This window comes from Streptomyces sp. 3330 (assembly GCF_031456635.1).
Lineage (GTDB): Bacteria > Actinomycetota > Actinomycetes > Streptomycetales > Streptomycetaceae > Streptomyces.
This window is the reverse complement of record NZ_JAVDVA010000002.1, coordinates 473835-491987: the sequence shown is the minus strand read 5'-3', so window position 1 is coordinate 491987 and position 18153 is coordinate 473835. Positions and strand designations below refer to the sequence as shown.

General features: G+C 70.4%; 17 protein-coding genes. 11 read left to right on the top strand and 6 right to left on the bottom strand.

Annotated elements, in window-relative coordinates; all coding sequences use genetic code 11:
• Positions 1–346 precede the first annotated feature (346 nt).
• Positions 347–1639 carry a phthiocerol/phthiodiolone dimycocerosyl transferase family protein gene (locus J2X68_RS05635; protein WP_310431312.1) on the top strand — a complete coding sequence of 431 codons (1293 nt, stop codon included), beginning with the start codon at positions 347–349 and terminating at the stop codon, positions 1637–1639.
• Positions 1640–1692: 53 nt separating this feature from the next.
• Positions 1693–2211: an RNA polymerase sigma factor gene (locus J2X68_RS05630; RefSeq protein WP_310431311.1), complete on the top strand. Its 519-nt coding sequence runs from the start codon at positions 1693–1695 to the stop codon at positions 2209–2211.
• Positions 2212–2666: 455 nt separating this feature from the next.
• Here J2X68_RS05630 and J2X68_RS05625 read toward each other — a convergent pair whose 3' ends face one another.
• Positions 2667–3317 carry a LuxR family transcriptional regulator gene (locus J2X68_RS05625; RefSeq protein ID WP_310431310.1) on the bottom strand — a complete coding sequence of 217 codons (651 nt, stop codon included), beginning with the start codon at positions 3315–3317 and terminating at the stop codon, positions 2667–2669.
• Positions 3318–3740: 423 nt separating this feature from the next.
• Here J2X68_RS05625 and J2X68_RS05620 point away from each other — a divergent pair, with 423 nt between their 5' ends.
• Positions 3741–4988 carry a helix-turn-helix domain-containing protein gene (locus J2X68_RS05620; protein WP_310431309.1) on the top strand — a complete coding sequence of 416 codons (1248 nt, stop codon included), beginning with the start codon at positions 3741–3743 and terminating at the stop codon, positions 4986–4988.
• Between the two features lie 226 nt (positions 4989–5214).
• The gene (locus J2X68_RS05615; protein ID WP_310431308.1) at positions 5215–5817 is read left to right on the top strand and encodes a DUF4328 domain-containing protein; all 603 of its coding nucleotides are present in this window, start codon (positions 5215–5217) and stop codon (positions 5815–5817) included.
• A 167-nt stretch (positions 5818–5984) separates the two neighbouring features.
• On the opposite strand, the gene J2X68_RS05610 is transcribed toward J2X68_RS05615, so the two are convergent.
• Both J2X68_RS05610 and J2X68_RS05605 read right to left on the bottom strand, forming a co-directional pair.
• Complete coding sequence (locus J2X68_RS05610; protein ID WP_310431307.1) at positions 5985–6122, bottom strand: hypothetical protein; 138 nt, start codon at positions 6120–6122, stop codon at positions 5985–5987.
• 86 nt (positions 6123–6208) lie between these two features.
• Complete coding sequence (locus J2X68_RS05605; RefSeq protein ID WP_310431306.1) at positions 6209–7036, bottom strand: helix-turn-helix transcriptional regulator; 828 nt, start codon at positions 7034–7036, stop codon at positions 6209–6211.
• A gap of 111 nt (positions 7037–7147) precedes the next feature.
• On the opposite strand from J2X68_RS05605, the gene J2X68_RS05600 reads away from it, so the two are divergent.
• Positions 7148–7924, top strand: coding sequence for an alpha/beta hydrolase (locus tag J2X68_RS05600; protein ID WP_310431305.1), 777 nt, complete (start codon positions 7148–7150; stop codon positions 7922–7924).
• Between the two features lie 200 nt (positions 7925–8124).
• Here the strand turns inward: J2X68_RS05600 and J2X68_RS05595 are convergent, their stop codons facing one another.
• Positions 8125–9033 carry an NAD(P)-binding domain-containing protein gene (locus J2X68_RS05595; RefSeq protein WP_310431304.1) on the bottom strand — a complete coding sequence of 303 codons (909 nt, stop codon included), beginning with the start codon at positions 9031–9033 and terminating at the stop codon, positions 8125–8127.
• 83 nt (positions 9034–9116) lie between these two features.
• On the opposite strand from J2X68_RS05595, the gene J2X68_RS05590 reads away from it, so the two are divergent.
• A complete protein-coding gene (locus tag J2X68_RS05590) occupies positions 9117–9488 on the top strand; it encodes a helix-turn-helix domain-containing protein (protein ID WP_310431303.1) in 372 nt (123 codons plus the stop codon).
• A gap of 559 nt (positions 9489–10047) precedes the next feature.
• On the opposite strand, the gene J2X68_RS05585 is transcribed toward J2X68_RS05590, so the two are convergent.
• Positions 10048–11040 (bottom strand): LacI family DNA-binding transcriptional regulator, encoded by a 993-nt coding sequence (locus tag J2X68_RS05585; protein ID WP_310431302.1) that lies wholly within the window; start codon positions 11038–11040, stop codon positions 10048–10050.
• 78 nt (positions 11041–11118) lie between these two features.
• On the bottom strand, positions 11119–11289 hold the full coding sequence (locus J2X68_RS05580) for a hypothetical protein (RefSeq protein WP_310431301.1): 171 nt from the start codon (positions 11287–11289) through the stop codon (positions 11119–11121).
• A gap of 122 nt (positions 11290–11411) precedes the next feature.
• On the opposite strand from J2X68_RS05580, the gene J2X68_RS05575 reads away from it, so the two are divergent.
• The 5 genes from J2X68_RS05575 (at position 11412) to J2X68_RS05555 (ending at position 18150) form a co-directional block, all read left to right on the top strand.
• Complete coding sequence (locus tag J2X68_RS05575; protein ID WP_310431368.1) at positions 11412–13088, top strand: discoidin domain-containing protein; 1677 nt, start codon at positions 11412–11414, stop codon at positions 13086–13088.
• A 218-nt stretch (positions 13089–13306) separates the two neighbouring features.
• Entirely contained in the window at positions 13307–14641 is a 1335-nt protein-coding gene (locus tag J2X68_RS05570) for a DUF1996 domain-containing protein (RefSeq protein WP_310431300.1), read from the top strand.
• Entirely contained in the window at positions 14617–15207 is a 591-nt protein-coding gene (locus tag J2X68_RS05565) for a DUF305 domain-containing protein (RefSeq protein ID WP_310431299.1), read from the top strand. Before J2X68_RS05570 ends, J2X68_RS05565 begins: the two co-directional genes overlap by 25 nt.
• A gap of 712 nt (positions 15208–15919) precedes the next feature.
• Positions 15920–16063 carry a hypothetical protein gene (locus J2X68_RS05560; RefSeq protein ID WP_310431298.1) on the top strand — a complete coding sequence of 48 codons (144 nt, stop codon included), beginning with the start codon at positions 15920–15922 and terminating at the stop codon, positions 16061–16063.
• On the top strand, positions 16060–18150 hold the full coding sequence (locus J2X68_RS05555) for a hypothetical protein (protein ID WP_310431297.1): 2091 nt from the start codon (positions 16060–16062) through the stop codon (positions 18148–18150). Before J2X68_RS05560 ends, J2X68_RS05555 begins: the two co-directional genes overlap by 4 nt.
• Positions 18151–18153: the final 3 nt, after the last annotated feature.

Here is an 18153-nt window from a genome sequence, read left to right as displayed (position 1 = left end):
CACCGGGCCGGCATTTACGGCCGCGCTCCGGGGGACGTGGCCGTATCGCGGCCCGCCGCCGGTTCACGAGGTCCTCACGCTGGGGCTTCCGGGCGAACCCGGTCAAGCCCGATCCGGCCCCGCGAAGGGAATTCAGGTTTTTCCTTAAAGAACGCGGTCCTCGGGATAGCCGCGGCCGCGGCGAACTTTAGGGAAAACACGAGACTTTCCCCGGGCACTCCGCTTCGGCTGGATTCGCGGTGGCCCGACCGTGCACTCTCGAAAGGACGTTGAGCCGAATCCGTGGCGCCGACCGATGGCCGGCGCGCGACTTCCGGTAATGAGCGGACGAAAAGAGGGCTGGATCATGCGCCGTGCGTTGTGCCCGGTAGAGACGCTGTACGTCGGGCAGCGAAGCCGGGCGGTGCTCTCCTGCACCTTGCGCGGCCGTCTCGACATCGAGGCGCTGTCCGCCGCGTTCGACGCGGTCACCGAAGCGCATCCGGCGCTGCGGACCCGCATCGTGCCGGACGGCGAGGGCTTCGCGCTGGATCTGCTGGACGAGGCCGCACGCCCCCGGCTGAACACCCGGACCGGCGCCGCCGAGGACGCCTGGGCCGCCGAGCTCAACACGCCGCTGTCCGTCGGCGGCCCCCTGAGCCGGGCCGTCCTGGTGAGCGCGCCCGAGGGAGACGGCCACCTGTTCGTTCTCTCGGTGGACCACACCGTCGTCGACGGACACAGCGGCATCGCCCTGCACAACGAGATCTGGGAGCGCTACCGGGCGCTGGCCGAGGGCGAGGAGCGGCCCGGCGCCGCGGACGGCGCCCCCGGCTGGGCGGTGCCGGTGAGCGAACTGCTGCCCGCCGTCGACGAGGCGGCCACGACCGCGTACCTGGAACGGCGCGTGGCCGAAGCACGCCGGCACCCGGCGGAGCTGGTGGCGTACGACGTCACGGATCCGTCCGCCGTCGAGGGCCGTATCGAGGTGTGCCGGCTGACGCTGGACGAGGAACACACCGGCCGGCTGCGCCGCACCGCCCGCACGGCGGGCGTGACCGTGCACGCCCTGGTCGCCGCGGCCCTGCTCACGACGGCGCGCCGGCGTCTGCCCGGCGACGAGCCGCGTGCCCTGCGCTGCCTCTCCCCCGTCGATCTGCGCTCGCGGCTGTCACCGCCGGTGCCCGCCCTGGTGATGGTGCCCGCCGTCACCAGCCACCTCCAGGCCCTGGACGTCGCCCCGGAGTCGGACCCGGTCGGGCTGGCCCGCACCGTCCACTCCCGGCTCGGCGAGTTCGTCGCGGGTGACGGCCCCTACCACGAGATGCGGATCACGCCCGAGATCCCGCGCGACCCCACGCTGCAACTGGCGACGGTGATCGCCACGAACATGGGCGTCGTCCCGGGGCCCCGGCTGCCCGAGGGCCTGGAGGCCACCGACGTCCGGCTGGTGCCCGCCCGGGAGCAGTACTTCCCGGCAGCAGGGCGCAGCCCGGTGATGGCCTGTGTCGTCTCGTTCGAGGGACGGCTGGCCATCGAGTTCCCGTACTTCACCGCCTGTTTCAGCCCGGAGTTCGTCCGGGCCTTCCGCGACGAGGTGGGTGCGGTGCTCGACGCCTGCGCCGCCGCCGTCGGGCCCGTCCCCGCGGCGACGGGCTGAGGCGGCCCGCCGCACCGCACCTCACCGGCCACCGTAAGGAGCCCTGCGCCGACATGAGCAACGTCAGCGACATCCCCACGCCCCTGGCGCTGCTGCCGCGCGCCCAGGCGGGCGACGAACAGGCCATGAACCAACTGCTGACCGGGATCGTCCCGTACGTCGCTCGACTGTGCCGGTCCATCACGCACGACGACGGCGCGGACGCCACGCAGGAGGCGCTCCTCGCCGTCTACCGGGGTCTGCGCACGTTGCGCGAGCCGACCGCGTTCTACGGCTGGGTGCGCTCGGTGACGGTCCGCGAGGCCGTGCGCACGGTGAAACGAGCCGGCGAGGAGGGGCCGTACCAGCGGGTCGAGCGGGGGCAGGAGGCCAACCCGCTGGACGCCGTGCACATCAGCGATGTGCTGGACCGGCTGTCCATGTCCCACCGGCAGGTCCTCACCCTGCGCGCCTACGGCCTCAACGAGGAGGAGATGGCACGTGTCCTGTCCCTGCCGGTGGGCACCGTACGGTCCCGGCTGCACCGCGCCCGGCTGCGCTTCCGGGAGGCCTGGCAGCCCTCGGCGGCGTGAGGCCGGTCGGTGAGTCCGGCCGCGTCCGGCGGCGGCGCCTTCCGTCCGGCCCGAGCGGGATCCGCCGCGCGCGGACGCGAGGCGGACGAGGCGGACGAGGCGGACGAGGCGAAGTGTCCGGACGTGACGGCGACGCGGCCGAGGCGTCCGCCGATGCCGCGCCCCGCGACCGGACCGGGCAGAAGGGCCCTGGAGCCCCGGGCAGCCGGGGGCGTCCCGTCGCGCCGCCCGGAACACCCGTGCTCCGCCGCCGCCCGGAGCCGGGTGCACGCCGCAGGAGGACGGCCGGCACTCCCCCGAGTGCGTCGCGCAGGGGCCCGACGGAGCACGCCAGGGCCCCCGCCCACCCGCGGGCGCACGATTGCCGGCCGGGGCGCCGGGACGGACACGACGGTGGCCGCCGGCGAGAGCGTCCCGCCGGCGGCCACCGTCCGCCGTGTCCCCCGTCGTGCCTCCTACTCGATGAGTTCCGGCAGTACCCGTGGGGGCCACTGGCCCGGCGCGAACAGCCCGAGCGCGTGGGCGCGGGCCACCAGAGCGGGCCGGTTGGGAGCGTCGAAACGGCGCAGCAGCAGGCGCACGCGGTACTCGACGCCCTGACGGCTCAGGTACAGGCGGCCGGCCAGCTGCACGGTCGACGCACCACCGGCCACGCCTTCCAGGACCCCCACGTCGAGTTCGCTGAGCGTCAGTTCGCGGGGGTACGGCTCGCCCGCCGCCCCGAGGGGGCTCAGCAGGAGGACCAGTCCGGCCGGCCCGGTCGCGCCGGTGACCGCTATCGCCGTCAGGTCGGCGGCGAAGACGCGGCCGCTCTCGTGCCGGCCGGCCACCCGCTCGGTGAACCAGCCGGTGCGGCCCTCGGAAAGGTCGGTGAAACGATGACGCAGCAGTTCGGGCGTGCCCGCCCGGAGCAGATCGTTCAGCGTGCGGTCGCATATCTCGCCGGGGCTCGCCCCGAACTGTGCCGCGAAATCGGCTTCCGCGGCCGTGATGGTCATGCCCTTCGGACATACATGGGCCGTGTAGGTGCGGCGGCGGTTCACGCCGGCGCCCGCCTTGACGACGGTGGTGGATGAGGCGGTGATGCTGGTGGTCACCACGGACATACCGTCTTTCCCTGTGTACGTGGGGGTTTCGATGCGCCCCGCCCTTTCCGGAAACTCTGCGAGACAACGTTGTCAGTGTGTCACTTTCGCGCGGTCGCCACCGGGTCGGGGCGATATCACATCAGGTCGGCAACTCGGAGGCTATGGCCGGACAACCCGCCTGGCAAGTGTTTGCCTGTCCGGGCATGTTCATTGCCAACGCTTTTGGCCATGGGGCGATTTCAGCCAACTGGATCGCCCGCCCCGCCCTTCCGAAACCCGGTACGCGGGGAGCCATGGCAAATGACAGGAGAAACCTCGCGTGCGCAACCGTGTTGCCCCCATTGCCGAGCCTCCCTAAAGTATGGGCAACTTCCGGACGTGGCCTCGCGAACACGGGCCGATCAGAAGACTCAAAAGGACCTCAGGGGATCAGAGGGCGAAATGCTTGAGCAGCCGCACTTCGGCCGGCAACTGAGGAAGCTCAGGCTCGAGCGGGGTCTGAGCCAGGCCGCGGTCGTCGGTGAGGGCATGTCCACCGGATACCTCTCCCGTCTGGAGTCGGGCGAACGCCGGCCCACCGGACGGACCGTCAGCTATCTGGCACGGCAACTCGGTGTGGACGTCTCCGCGTTGACCGAGCCGCGGGCGGGCGGTTGCCTGAGCCGCGCGCTGGCCGCCGCGACCTCGGCTCCGCCGGGCACGGACAGCGCCACCGCACTTCTCCAGGCGGTGCGCGACGACGAGCACGACGACCCCGTCGGCCGCTGGCAGGCACTGTGGTTGCTCGGCCGGATCAGCGGCGGCCAGGGAGACTTCGAGCAGGAGCGGGGTCATCTGCGCGAGCTGATCGAACTGAGCGAGCTGATCGCGGCACCCGACCTCCGGGTGCGGTCCCACGTGCAGTACGCACGCTGCCTGATCGCCCTGGGCAAGGCACGGGCGGCCGAACCGGTCGCCGTCACCGCGCTCGCGGTCGCGCGCGCCGAACGGCTGCCGGCAGCAGACCTCATGGCCGCCATGACGGTCCTGATCGCCGTCGAGACAGGGCTCGGCCGACTGGAAGGGGCCGAGCGCCATGTACGGGAGCTGGAGCACGAGTTGCTGCCCACGGCCGCTCCCCAGCCGGCCGCCGAGGCGTTGTGGACCGCCTCGGTGGTGGCGGATCGGCGAGGCGACCACCGGACCGCCCGGTCCCGGCTGGAGACGGCGCTGGCACTGCTCCGGGGCGGTGACGACCTGATCCTGTGGACCCGGCTCCGCACGGCGGCGACGGCCGCCGCGCTCCAGATGACACCACCGTGCGTGGCGGCGGCGGAGCGGTGGCTCGGCGAGGCCGACGTGGTCCTCGCACTCATCGGCACCCCCATCCAGTTGCAGGAGGTACGCGCTCTGCGAGCCCATCTCGCCTTTCACCAGGGCCGGTTGGACGAGGCCCGGACGCTGTGCGGCACATTGCCGCCGGACGGCGAACTCCGGCTGCCGCACGGGGACCGGGTACGGCTCGCGGTCCTGGAGGGCCGTCTGCTGATCCTGGAGGGCCGGGTCGACCAGGGCGTCGCGGCCCTGCGGCGCCTCGGGCAGCAGGCGACGGACGCCCACAACCTCGATCTGGCCACCCACGTCTGGCGGTCCCTGGCCACCACACTGGCCGACGTACGCGCCCCTGGCCGGGGAGGCGCCGTGCGCTAGACGGCGTCCCTCCGGTCTGACGACGCCGAATACGTGGGTCCGCCGCCTGCCGGGGCGCAGCGCGCTCGCTCCTGCGGGCGGCAGCCGTCGCCACTGGGAGCAGTCGGATGTGCATCCCGCGGCCGAGGATCCAAAAGCAGTACGCGCGTGCGGGAATTCGACCCTATGATCACTTCGCCTCGGCCTCTGCTGCGGCCCCGCACCCCTCCGAGACAGGCCGAAGACGATGACGAGTACCGCGCTCAGGACTCAGCGGATCCTTGCCCGCTCTGCGCAGGCGGCGGTGGCTGCGGCTGCCGTGGCGGACGTGTTCCGCGCGGTGGCGGTCCGGGATCACTACCTGCATCAGACGGACGATTCCCAGCACAGGTCGGGCTTCACGTCCACGGTCTTCGTCAATCTGATGATCCTCGCGATCGTGCTGTTCCTCGTGTGGCTTGCCCGTTCCCGGCGCAAGGCGCAGGAACTGACCCCTCGGGCCTCGGTCCCGAGTCGGGGCTGGACGATCGGTGCGTGGTTCATACCGGTGGTCAATCTCTTCGTCCCCCGTCGGCTCGTCCTCGACATCGGACGCGCGAGTTCCCTGTCGTGGGAGGAGGGGCGAGACACGGCACTGGTGAATCTGTGGTGGGGCGCCTGGGTCGGGCACGCGCTGGTGCTCGTGGTGGCGGGCCGGGCAGCCCCGGGGTCCATGGTCCTCCTCGTGGTGGCGGAGGCGCTCATGATCGCTGCGGCCGTGCTGATGGGGCTGGTCATCGAGCGCATCACGGTGCTGCAGAGCATGGCGTTCGGTGCCGCCGTTCCCGTCGCGCCTCAGCCCCGGGCCTGAGTCAGGTCGGGCAGAGCCTGTCGTCCTGGGCCAGGTCCACGCCGCGACCACGACGATGACGTCACCCTTGGAAGTGCGCTGGTGAGGCGATCGGTCGCGTCAGGAACGCCCGTGTTCGCGGCTGAGTCCGTGGTAGCCGCGAAAGTCGAAGAAGCGCAGGCCGTCGATCACTGTTCCAGCCAGGATTTCCGGCAAGGTCCAGGGGTGGGGGTGGAGTCGTCCGTTGCCACGCCTCCCTGCTCAAGCAGCAGCGCGATCATCTGGTGTGCGGTGCCGTCGATCCGCCCGGAGATGCCGATCTGCACCGCCCAGGTGGGTGATGTCCGATGGCCGCTTCGACACTACGGCCCTTGAGGGGTGTCACCCCGAGAGGGAACACCCGGTCCCCTCCTCACTCGCCGGCCATCGTCGCCTGCCACACGCCGGGGCGTTTGCCGGTGGCCCGGTGGAAGAACACCGAGAAGTTGGATGCGTCGGGGAAGCCGAGCATGTCGGCGCAGCGGGCGGCGGTGAGACGGTCGTGTGCGAGGAGCCGTTTGGCTTCCAGGATGATCCGTTCGACGACGTACGCCTTCGCAGTGCGGCCGGTGGCCTGCTGCACCGCTCGTGAGAGGGTGCGGGGCGCATATCCCAGCGTACGGGCGTAGTAGCCGGCGTCGTGGTGTTGCCGGAAGTGCGCTTCCACGCTGGAGCGGAACAACCGGAACACCGGATGGGTGAGCGGTGCTTCGGCGTGCGGTGGGTGCAGCCGGGTGACGAGCGCGGAGAGCAGGATTTTGGGCAGCTCCGTCGAGGAGTCGCTGGGTGGGGCAGACGCTTCGAGGAGGAGATGGCTGCGTGCGGCGTCGACGAACGGCCAGTCGGCGTCGGGGATGCTCCAGTGCGCGGCCAGGTCCGGAACGGCGACGAGTTCCCGGGTGGCATGGGTGACCGGCGCGGTCGGCACGAACAACACGAGGTGCCCGACCACTTCTGCGATGTCGTCCCACCGGTGCACCGCGCCGGGGGGAATCCACACCGCGGACCGATCTTGGATCGGGTGGCGGTGGAAATCGACCGTGACGGAGCCGAATCCGGCGTCGATGACGGCGAGGATGTGGAAGTCGGCACGCTGCGTGCCCCCGTCGTTCAGCTCGCGCAGGCGGCCGAACGTCATCGTCTCGACCGCGGCGGCGCGGCGCCCCGCGGGCTGGTAGGTCATCTGCCGGATCGCGCTCACGTGTCCATTTTTCACCATCGGGAGACCAGTCACACCGATGCCCCGTACCGGCGCAGAAGTTTCAATGAACACAAAGGGCGATCGCCCAGAGCACCGACCGGGAGAGCCATCGTGAACACGACGCAGCAGACGCTTCTGCCCATTTACGACCATCGGCCGGGGGCCGGTCCGACCCTGGTGTTCCTGCACTACTGGGGTGGTTCCGCCCGCACCTGGGACCTCGTCGTCGACCGCCTGGCGGGCCGTGACGTGCTCACGGTCGACTTCCGCGGGTGGAGCCGGTCCGTGCTTCTGCCTGGCCCCTACACGCTCGCTCAACTCGCCGACGACACGGTGGCCGTGCTCGCCGATGCCGGAGTCACGGACTACGTCCTGGTGGGGCATTCGATGGGGGGCAAGGTCGCACAACTGGTCGCGGCCACCCGGCCCGTCGGCCTGCGCGGCATCGTTCTCGTCGGGTCCGGCCCGGCGAAGCCGGCCGCACACATCACCCCCGAGTACCAGGAAGGCCTGTCGCACGCCTACGACTCCGCCGCGTCCGTCGCCGGGGCACGGGACCACGTCCTCACCGCGACCGAACTGCCCGCGCCGGTCAAGGCGCAGATCGTGACGGATTCGCGGGCCGTCACCGACGCCGCCCGCGCCGAGTGGCCGCTGCGCGGCATCGCGCAGGACATCACCGCGTACACGCGCATGGTCAGCGTGCCCGCTCTCGTCGTCGCCGGAGAGCACGACCAGGTGGAGCCCGTCGGCGTCCTCCGCGACAACCTGGTGCCCTACCTCTCCCAGGCCGACTTCGTGGTGGTCCCCCGCACCGGCCACCTGATCCCTCTGGAAGCACCGGCCGACCTCGTTGACGCCCTCACAGCCTTCGCGCCGACAACCTGAAGTCCCCGCAGGCCGCCGCCCCCGCAGGCCAGGCGGACGACTTCACGGAGTTCGACCACAGCGTGCGGGGGGTTGCGGGCCGAGCCGCGCTCCCGTTACCGGCTGCCGGGTGCCGGGTCGCACTCCGCTGAAGGCCCGAGCAGGCGGTGACGTCTCGGCGAAGTCGCGGGCGGGAGTGGGTCCGTCAGGCCGGGGCACGGTCAGCGCGGCCTCCGGATGCTGTCGATGATGCGGGTCCAGTTGTCGCTGCCGTGTCCCTTCTCGATCGCGCGCCGGTAGTGGGCCTGTACGGCCAGAGGGAGCGCGAGGTCCAGGCCGAGTGATGTGCTGGTCTCGACGATGTGATCGGCCGTCGCCCCCATCATGGTGACCGTGCTGAGGTCGCCGGGATGTTCCCCGGCATCCAGCGCGACTCCGGGGGTGTCCTCGCCGGCCCTGAGAATGGCTCCGATCGAGTCGGCGGAAGAGAGCAGCTCCGGCAGTGTTTCCCCGGCCTTCATTCCCGCGGTGCCCAGCATCGCGGTGGCGTGCATCAGTGCGGACAAGGTGGTGAGGAACACCGCGAGTTGGGCTTGGTACATCAACTGGGCGAGGCCCGGATCCTCGCCCAGGTATTTCGGTGTGCCGAGCGGCGCCAGCACCGCCCGGTGGTTTTCCCACACCTGGTCGGGGCCGCTGTAGTAGATGTGGGCCGCCTCGGTGCCGACCATCGGCGCCGGGACCATGACACCACCCGTGAGGAAGGCTGCGCCGTGCCCCGCCGCCCACGCTGCCGCCGTGCGGGTGCGGTCGGGCGTGTCCGAGCTCAGATTGACCAGCGTTCGGCCGGCGAGTGATGCGGTGGCGCTGTCGAGGATGTCGTACATCGCTTGATAGTCGGTGAGGCTGAGGAGCACGAGATCACTCGCTTCGACGGCTTCGCCTGGTGCAGCGGCGAACTTGGCTCCGTCAGCGACGACACCGTCGGCCCGGGCAGCGGTGCGGTTCCAGACGGTCACCGGGTGGCCGACGGCGAGAAGGGTGCGGGTCATCGCCTGACCCATCGGACCAAGCCCGATCACGGTGACGGCGCTGTTCCGGCTGGTGGTGAGGTTCTGTCGTTCGTTCACCCCTCCATGCTCGGAGAGCACCACTATTCTCGGAAGTACCCACTATTTTCTGCGGTACTTACCTTTCAGTAAGGGGGTTGGCCATGACCAAAGCACCGAGAAGCGGTCCATACATCTGCGGGATCGACGCTGCGCTCGACGTGGTGAGCGGCAAGTGGAAGGGTCTGATCCTCTGGGAACTCGACGCCCATGACGTACGCCGCTTCGCCGAGCTTCGTCGCAGTATGCCGGGAGTGAGCGAGAAGATGCTCACGCAGCACCTGCGTGAGATGGAGGAGGACGATCTCGTACACCGGGAGGTCTTTGCGGAGGTGCCGCCACGGGTGGAGTACTCCCTGACCGAGCACGGGCGCACGCTGAACCAGGCACTCGGGCCGCTCGGCGCCTGGGGAGGTGAACGGATGCGCCGCGAAGGCCACGACGTGGTGGAGGCAGCGGAGACCTCACACGGCTGAGCACCCCGGCCACCCACGGTGTGGCTGGGCACTGCCCCTGGGGGCTGAATGCCGCGCGGCACGGAGCCAGGTCGAGCGACCAGCAGCGTCCTCGTCGCAGCATCTGCTCGACTGGGCCTCGTGGTGTCTTGCGGAGCCGAGCCGCAGCCGCATGTGCAGCGCGCCCGCACACTGAGGTGCGGGACCTGCCGTCGCAGCGCGGCATGAACGGGACTGTCCTTGCTCAGGACTGCCGCAAGCACGTCGGCCACGTCGGCAGGCAGCCTGTCCGTCATCTCGTCACCGTAGCTGACCAGGGACGCTCGACTCGGACGCCGCCGGATCCAGCACGGTCCGCCTGACCAGCGCCAGGTCCGACCTGGCGGTAACAAGTCGCGGGCGCGAGCGGGTAGTTGACAGACCGCGCGTGGGCCGCCGACACACCGTGCGCCCGTCTGGTTCGCTTCGAGGAACTCAGGCAGGGGCTCCGTCAGGTGTCGGCGGAGATCGTCCCGGCCGAGGACGGTCGGACCACCGTACCGGCTGCTGTCACGACCAGCCTCGCCGCTTCAGGGGCAGATCAGGTCGACTCGCGGACCACGAGTTCGTTCGGCATGATCACCGGGTCCGTGGAACCTCCGTCGATGAGGCGAAGGAGCAGGTGGACCGCGGCAGTTGCCTGATCGGCCATCGGGCTGCGCACCGAGGTGAGTGCGGGACTGGTGTAGGACGCGGCCTCGATGTCGTCGAAACCGACGACGGCCACGTCGTCCGGGACGCGTCGTCCCGCTTGATGGAGGGTGCGCAGGGCTCCGATCGCCATCAGGTCGTTGGAGGCGAACACGGCGTCGAGGTGGGGATCGTCCTCCAGGAGCTGGCGCATCGCTTCGGCGCCGGAGGCTCTGGTGAAGTCGCCCAGCGCCACGATGGAACGACGGCCGGTGTCGCGCAGTGTCCGACGGTAACCGTCGAGACGCTCGCGGGCCTCGTGGAGGTCGAGCGGTCCGGTGATGGTGGCGATCCGGCGTCGACCCCGCTCCAGAAGATGACCCACGGCGAGGGTCGCTCCCCCGGCGTTGTCCAGAGCCACGTACGGCACGTCCTGCGCTGACGTGCGGTTGAAGGAGACAACCGGCAGACCCTGCCTGGCCAGCGCCGCCGGCAAGGGATCCGTGCCGTGCAGGGCTACGAGCATCACACCGTCCACGTGCCCGCCGGCGACGTACTGTTCCACCCTGGTCCGGCTCTCGTCCGATTCGGCGAGCATCAGCACCAACCGCTTTCCCGCCGCTTCGAGTTCTCTGCTGACGGCGCGGACCACGGAGGAGAACAGGGGGTCGTCGGAGACGACCCCCTGGGGCGGGTCACAGACCACCACCGCCAGGGTGTCCGTGCGGCGGGTGACGAGGTTGCGGGCGGCCCCGTTGGGCACGTAGCCCAATTCGTGCACGGCTCGCATGACGACATCCCTGATCTGCGGGGCCACCGTCGTCTCGCCGTTGATGACACGGGACACGCTCGATTTGGAGACACCTGCCCGGGCCGCGACCACTTCGAGGGTAGGCCGTTTCATCCCCGCCCCTCCCTCTTTCCGCCACCCGGGACGGGCCTCAGGGAGCGTTTTCTCATCAGGGCGACCTCCGGCTGCGCGTCAGGGCGATACATGCAGCGTATCCGCAGGCCGGGCGGCGTGGTCGCGCTCCTGACGCGCGCTCTCCTTCGCACTGTCGGCCAGCGCCGTCCGGCCCGTCCCGTCGATCTTGAGAAAACGCTCCCTCGGCGTTTCGCCCTCGATTCGGCGTTGTTTTTTCAAGGTGAACAAGCCTATTGACACCCTTCGGCAGTCCCCCCATTCTCCTTCGAGGGAGCGCTCCCTCACCCTCACCCCCACTTGAGGAGTCGCCCGTGCCCACGCTGCCGCGCCGCTTCGGCCTCTTCTTGGCCATGGCGGCCTCACTGCTCGCGTTCATCGCTCTTCCCGCTCCGTCCGCTCAGGCGGCGGAAATCCTGCTCTCCCAGGGCAGGACCGCCACCGCTTCGAGCACCGAGGGAGTCTTCGGCGCGCGGAACGCCGTCGACGGCGATCCCGGCACCCGGTGGTCCAGCGCCTTCGCCGATCCGCAATGGATCCAGATCGACCTCGGAGCCAGGGCCGACATCAGCCGGGTCGCGCTCACCTGGGAAGCCGCCTACGCCACGTCGTTCAGAATCGAGGTGTCGGACGACGCCCAGGCGTGGACGGTCCTCCACCAGACGGCCACGGGGACAGGCGGCGCACAGAGCCTTGCCGTCTCCGGCGCGGGCCGCTACGTGCGGATGTACGGCGCCCAGCGCGCCACCTCCTACGGCTACTCGCTCTGGGAATTCCAGGTGTACGGCACCGGCGGTTCCGGCGGGGACACCAGCACACTGCTGTCCTACGGCAGGACCGGCGCGGCTTCCTCGTCGCAGACCGACCAGAACTGCTGGGAGTGCACTCCGGCCAGGGCTTTCGACCGCGATCCGGCTTCCCGCTGGGCGACGAGCTCCACCACGGGATGGACCGATCCGGGCTGGATCTCCGTCGATCTCGGCGCGACGGCGCAGATCGACAAGGTCGTTCTCCAGTGGGATCCCGCCTACGCCAAGTCCTTCCAGATTCAGGTTTCGCCGAACGGAGCCGACTGGACGCCGATCTACTCGACGACGTCCGGCACGGGTTTCAAGCAGACGCTGAACGTCTCCGGCACGGGCCGCTACGTGCGGATGTACGGCACCGAGCGCGCCACCCCGTACGGATACTCGCTGTGGGAGTTCCAGGTGTACGGCACCGGGGGCGATCCGGTACCGGCTCCGCCGCTGCCGAGCGATCCCGCGAATCCGCCGCGGCCGGTGTGGAGCGATGAGTTCGACGGCGCCGCCGGCGGCAAGCCCGACCCCTCGAAGTGGAGGGCCGACCCGGGCACGGGGCCGAACAACGAGTTGGAGTACTACACCGACCACCGCAACACCGCGCTGGACGGCTCCGGGCACCTGGTGATGGAAGCACGCAAGGAGGTCACTGCCGGGTCGTCGTGCCCGCGCGATCCGATGAGCGGCAGCACCACTTGCCAGTACACGTCGGCGCGGATGAACACCGGGGCGACGTTCCAGTTCACCTACGGGCGGGTCGAGGCGCGCATCAAAGTACCCGAGGGCAACGGGCTGTGGCCGGCCTTCTGGATGATGGGCGCCGACTTCCTGACGGGCCGGCCGTGGCCGTACAACGGCGAGGTCGACATCATGGAAGTCCTCGGCAAGGACGTGAAGACCTCCTACTCGACCGTCCACGCCCCCGCGTACAACGGCGGCGGCGGAATCGGCGCACGCTACACGCTGCCCGGGAACGCCGACTTCTCCGACGACTTCCACACCTGGGCCGCCGACTGGAACAGCAAGGGCATCACGTACAGCCTGGACGGCCGGACGGTGTTCTCTCTCGACAAGGACCAGGTGGAGCAGACCCGCGGCCCGTGGATCTTCGACCATCCGCACTACCTGATCCTCAACCTGGCGGTCGGCGGGGACTGGCCGGGTCCGCCGGACGCCGGCACGCCCTTCCCCTCCAAGATGCTCGTCGACTACGTGCGGATCTTCCGATAGGCGTACTCCGGGCCTCCGACCGACGCCCCGGGCTCGCCGTCCCGACCCCCCCGCGCGCTCCGTCCAGACCCCTCGGAGCGCCCGGGGCACCGGCCTCGCACACGTCCGAGACGCATTCCCCAGCGAAGTTCCTGCCCTCCGGGAGCAGCGCTTCCCGGACCCGACGCACGTGAGGAAGTGAGATGCGCAGATATCCCGTCCCTCTGTACACCCTGTTAGTGGGCACTCTCGCGGTCGTGCTGGCCGCCGCCCTGAGCCTGACCGTGTCGGCCCAGACCGCGCGGGCCGCCACCGGCACCGTGCAGGCCGAGTCCTACGCGGCCCAGTCCGGCGTCGTGCTGGAGGCCACCGCGGACGCCGGCGGCGGACAGAACGCGGCCTATCTCGCCGACGGCGACTGGATGCGCTTCGACAACGTCGACCTCGGCGCCGCCGGCCGCCTGACGGTCTCGGCCCGGATCGCCTCCGCCGTCGGCTCGGGCACGGTGGAGTTGCACACGGCGAGCCTGACCGGTCCGCTGCTCGCGGTCGTGCAGACCTCGCCGACCGGCGGATGGCAGAGCTGGGCGACCCGGGCCACCGATGTCACCACCCATCCCACCGGTTCGCAGGCGGTGTTCGCCGTGTTGCGCAGTACCGCACCTGAGGACTTCGTCAATATCAACTGGTTCTCCTTCGTCGGTGAAGGGGACGGGCCGGCGCCCGGCTGGATACCCGTCGACCAGGACAAGTGGAACGCCCAGCTGGCGCAGTTCCGTGCGATGACACCGGCCGCGGTGCCCGCCGGCGTGGTCCGGGTCCCGGAGTTCAACGCCACCTGCACCTACAGTCACTCCAAGCCCGACGACCCCATCGTCCTGCCGGGTCTCCCCGGCGCGTCCCACATGCACAGCTTCTTCGGCAACAAGAGCACCGACGCGTTCTCCAGCACCGAGTCCCTGCTGGCCCACACACCGACCAGCTGCACTCCCGCCAAGGATCTGTCGGCCTACTGGATCCCCACCCTGTACGAGGGCGACCAGGCCGTCGAACCCGAGGGGATGATCGTCTACTACGGATCCCGGATCGACCAGCCGTCCGCGACCGTCCCCTTCCCGCAGGGTTTCCGCATGATCGCGGGTAACGCGAAGGCGCAGACGCCCACCCCGGCCGGGTCGACCGGCCAGTTCTGGTGCTCCGGTGAGGGCGGCGAGATCGGCCGCAGCGCCGACGGCAACTGGCCGGTCTGCGCCCCGAAGGCCCACCTCACCCACCAACTCGTCTTCCCCGACTGCTGGGACGGCAAGAACCTGGACAGCCCCGACCACAAGTCGCACGTCGCGTACACGTACGACGGCAAGTGCAGCGGCGCCTACCCGGTCGCCATCCCCAACGTCTCCTTCGTCTTCAGCTACCCGACCAGCGGCAGTGCGGCGGGTTTCCGGCTGGCCTCGGGCATGGCGTCGTCCATCCACGGTGACTTCTTCAACGCCTGGGACAACGCGGCTCTCGGGCAGCGCGTGAAGGACTGCATCACCCAGAAGGCCAAGTGCAACTCCGCCGGTACCTTCTGATCCTGCGGTCGGTATGCGCCTCGGCCCTGGCGCTGCCGGCTGTCGGCTGCGCGGTGCAGCCGACAGCCGGCCCGCCGCCGGCAACGGCCTTCAACGCCACCGACACCGCATGGATCCAGCTGATGATCCCCATGGACGAGCGTGCGCGACTCCTGACCGATCTGGCACCCTCACGCGAGGGAGATCCAGCCGTGGCGGCGCTGGCAGCCGAGACCGCACGGCGGCTGCGTGAGGACCTGGTCCGTCTGCGCGCCCTGTTGAAGCGCTCCGGAGTCCCCGACACCCGCCCCCACGAAGGGCACGACATGCCCGGCATGGTCGGCCTCGACACCCTCGCGAAGGCGGGCGCCACGACCGGCACGGCCTTCGACCGGATCCTCACCGAAGCCCTACGTGCCCACCTCACGCAGTCCCGCATGCTCTGCGCGGGCGAGCGCACCCAAGGTCGGGCCGCCGAAGCGAAGGAACTGGCCGCGGCCATCGCGCAGAGCACGGCCGTGCAGATCTCCCGGCTCGGCACAGTGCGCCCGCCCGATCCTGCGGTATCGAACGCACCGCGCTCATAGCGGTCCTCCTGCGAATCCAGCTCACCCGGTCGGCGGTACGGCTCGCCCGCCGACCGGGTGGGCGACGACGTCGGCCGGGGCGGTCCTGCTGCGGCGGGCCCGGTTTCCGGCGGGCCAGCGGGATGGAGCGGGGATGGTCAGGGCCGCTGGGGCGCAGCGAACCACCGACCTCGAGGGAGTACCGAGCCCCGTCAGACCACTGGAGGTTCCGCGCTCCACATGCCACGGCATCGATTCCCTCTTTCTGCGCGACTGCGTCAGCCACGGCCTGCTGAAGAGGTCGCGGTCTCGTTCCCCTCCATACCGTGGTCGGCATGTGCGACGTGACCACTCTGACCGAAATCGACAAAACGGTCTGGTTCGCATGCGCGTGGCACTAAGGTCCCGATCCTGATTTCGCATGGATTGGGGGGGGCAGGCAATGCTCACCGAGACGCTGGTCGCGGTTGCTGGGGCGGGAGGCACAGCAGCGGCGGGAGCAGCCGACTCGCAGCTCCGGGTGCGGTTCAAGGCACGGCGCGCCTGGCTCGTCGGCCGGAATGATCCGGGGGACGAGGACGACGCTCTGGGACGACTCGCCTGTCCCGCCGCCGTTCTGGACGTCGCGGACGAGGACAGACGGGAGCAAGGGTGCGCGAGGCCGGCCCGGTGGCGGCAGGGCGAGTGCACGTCCCCCTCGGAGAGCCCGGCAGAGCCAGACCGGGAGCGGTCCATGTGCGAACCAAGTTCCCTGAAGGAGGAGTTCGGCGACCGTGACACCGGAGGGGCCGTCTCGGGCACCACCGTCCACGGCTCGGTGGCCTTCGCGGCCGGCGGCCACAGCCGTCAGGACGACCACTTCGGGGCGGCAACATGAGCAGTCACGGACCCGGAGGGGTGACCGGCAACTCCTTCCACGGCCCCGTCGCCTTCCAGACCGGTGCGCAGAGCACCCTGAACGTGAACCACTATGCCTTGCAGCCCTCACCGCTCGACGCTCCGGCGGACGAACTGGCACGAGTGGTGGGCGTCGAGTGGGACAAAGAAGCCCAGTGGCGGCGGCTGTTGGTACCCGCTCCGCTGCCGGTCCGCTGGCGGGTGACGCACCGGAAGGTCACGGACCGGGTCGCCGGCGCCACCGCAGAAGGGAGAAGAGCCCGATTCACCGCGCTGCCGGGTCTGGCCGCGGTGACCCGCGAGCAGCTGCGCCGGGGCGGCGGGCTCACCGAGCTGCACGCGGTGTACGGCGGCCTGGCCTCGGGCCGGATACTCCTCGTGGGGCCGCCCGCGGCGGGCAAGTCGGCTGCCGCGGCCCTGCTGCTCCTGGACGCGCTGCGACACCGCGCTGCCGCCGCCCCGCAGGACAGGGCGTGCATCCCGGTTCCGGTGCTGCTGACCCTGGACGGCTGGGATCCGTCCCGGCAAAGCCCGACGAAGTGGGCGACGTGCCAGCTCACCCGCCGCTACACCCTGTTCCAGGACCGGGGCGGGCGCGAGCAGGCCCGGCGACTGCTCGAGTCGGGTCGCGTCGCGCTGTTCCTGGACGGATTGGACGAGGTCGGCGGCAAGCTGCGCAACGCCATGGTGAGCGCGCTGGAACAGGCGCCGTTCCGGCTGATCCTGATCTCCCGCGCCAAGGAGGCCGTGCTGACGGCGAAGCGGGGCGGCCTGGGCGGTGCGGTGGCTCTGGAGATCCTGCCCCTCACCCCGTCCGACGCGATCGAATATCTGCTCGACAAGTCTCGCGAGCAGCCACCACCCGCGTGGCGGGCATTCACCGAACACCTCCTGGCCGAACCCGGGGGCGCGGTGGCCGAGGCACTGACCAGTCCGCTGGCAGTCACCTTGGTGCGCGACGTCTACGCCCACGACCACTCCGTCGATGAGCTGCTGGACAAGCGCCGCTTCGCCACTCGCGAGGCGATCGAGGACCATCTGCTCGACCGCGTCGTCGCCGCCGCGTACACCCCACGGCCGGGGGACTGCCCACGGTGGTCCGCCGAGACCGCCGAGCAGACCCTGCGGTACATCGCCCGGCGCCTCAGTCAGGACAACACCTCCGACCTGCCGTGGTGGCACATCCCCGGCTGGGCACACCCCCGTCCGAGGGCGCTCGCCGTAGGGGCGGCGGTCACAGTGCTGTGCGGCGTGCCCAGCATCGTCCTGGTCTGGATGCTGACGCACTCCGTGTACACCTGGCTGATCGGAATCCCCTCCGCACTCGTCGGCGGATGGGCGGCCGCCGACCGCTTCACCGAGCTCAGCGATCCCCAGCGGCTGAGAAGCTCGGAATGGCGGGACACGCTGGAAAGCGCCGGCTGGCGGGACATCTTCACTCGCGGAGCGGTGATATCAGGGGTGGTGGAATGGCTGGCCACAGGCACTCTCGCCACCCTGACCAGTCCGCTGCTCCCAGGCAGTCACACGCCACCGGCCTGGCTCTGCTACCTCACCACCCTGCCGCTGGGGTTCACCGGGGTGCTCGTGACGGGCCGCGGGTACCGGATCGTCGCCGGGACACCGTTCCTGTCCGCCGGGGCAGGCGCCTGGTACGACGACGTGCGGGAGTTCCACAACCGCCCGGCCGTGGCGGAGACCCGCTCGATCGGTCCGCGCGAGGCCTGGCGGCACCACATCGGGACACGGCTGGTACTCGGCCTGCTCACCGGACTCGCGGCGGCACTGTTCACGGCGCCTCTGCTGGCCTGGTGGGTCGGGCTGGGGACCGGCCTGGCGAGTGGGGTCTCGGCAGCACTGGTGGTGTCCGCCATGACCGGCCCGGTCAGCAACCTCGCCGTGGCGACCGCCCTCACCGCCGTGCAGCTCGCGGCGGAGGAAGGCACGCCTCTCCGTCTGATGAGTTTTCTTGAGGACGCACGCCGCCGCAACCTCCTCCGTACCAGCGGGCCCGTCTATCAGTTCCGCCACGCCCGTCTCCAGAAGCACCTGGCTTCGCGGGAGTGATTG

Excerpts from the sequence above, each read along its gene's own strand:
- J2X68_RS05625 (WP_310431310.1), bottom strand. The coding sequence starts at position 3,317 with ATGTCCGTGGTGACCACCAGCATCACCGCCTCATCCACCACCGTCGTC.
- J2X68_RS05575 (WP_310431368.1), top strand. The coding sequence starts at position 11,412 with ATGGCGGCCTCACTGCTCGCGTTCATCGCTCTTCCCGCTCCGTCCGCT.
- J2X68_RS05620 (WP_310431309.1), top strand. The coding sequence starts at position 3,741 with ATGCTTGAGCAGCCGCACTTCGGCCGGCAACTGAGGAAGCTCAGGCTC.
- J2X68_RS05590 (WP_310431303.1), top strand. The coding sequence starts at position 9,117 with ATGACCAAAGCACCGAGAAGCGGTCCATACATCTGCGGGATCGACGCT.
- J2X68_RS05635 (WP_310431312.1), top strand. The coding sequence starts at position 347 with ATGCGCCGTGCGTTGTGCCCGGTAGAGACGCTGTACGTCGGGCAGCGA.
- J2X68_RS05560 (WP_310431298.1), top strand. The coding sequence starts at position 15,920 with ATGTGCGAACCAAGTTCCCTGAAGGAGGAGTTCGGCGACCGTGACACC.
- J2X68_RS05630 (WP_310431311.1), top strand. The coding sequence starts at position 1,693 with ATGAGCAACGTCAGCGACATCCCCACGCCCCTGGCGCTGCTGCCGCGC.
- J2X68_RS05615 (WP_310431308.1), top strand. The coding sequence starts at position 5,215 with ATGACGAGTACCGCGCTCAGGACTCAGCGGATCCTTGCCCGCTCTGCG.
- J2X68_RS05585 (WP_310431302.1), bottom strand. The coding sequence starts at position 11,040 with ATGAAACGGCCTACCCTCGAAGTGGTCGCGGCCCGGGCAGGTGTCTCC.
- J2X68_RS05555 (WP_310431297.1), top strand. The coding sequence starts at position 16,060 with ATGAGCAGTCACGGACCCGGAGGGGTGACCGGCAACTCCTTCCACGGC.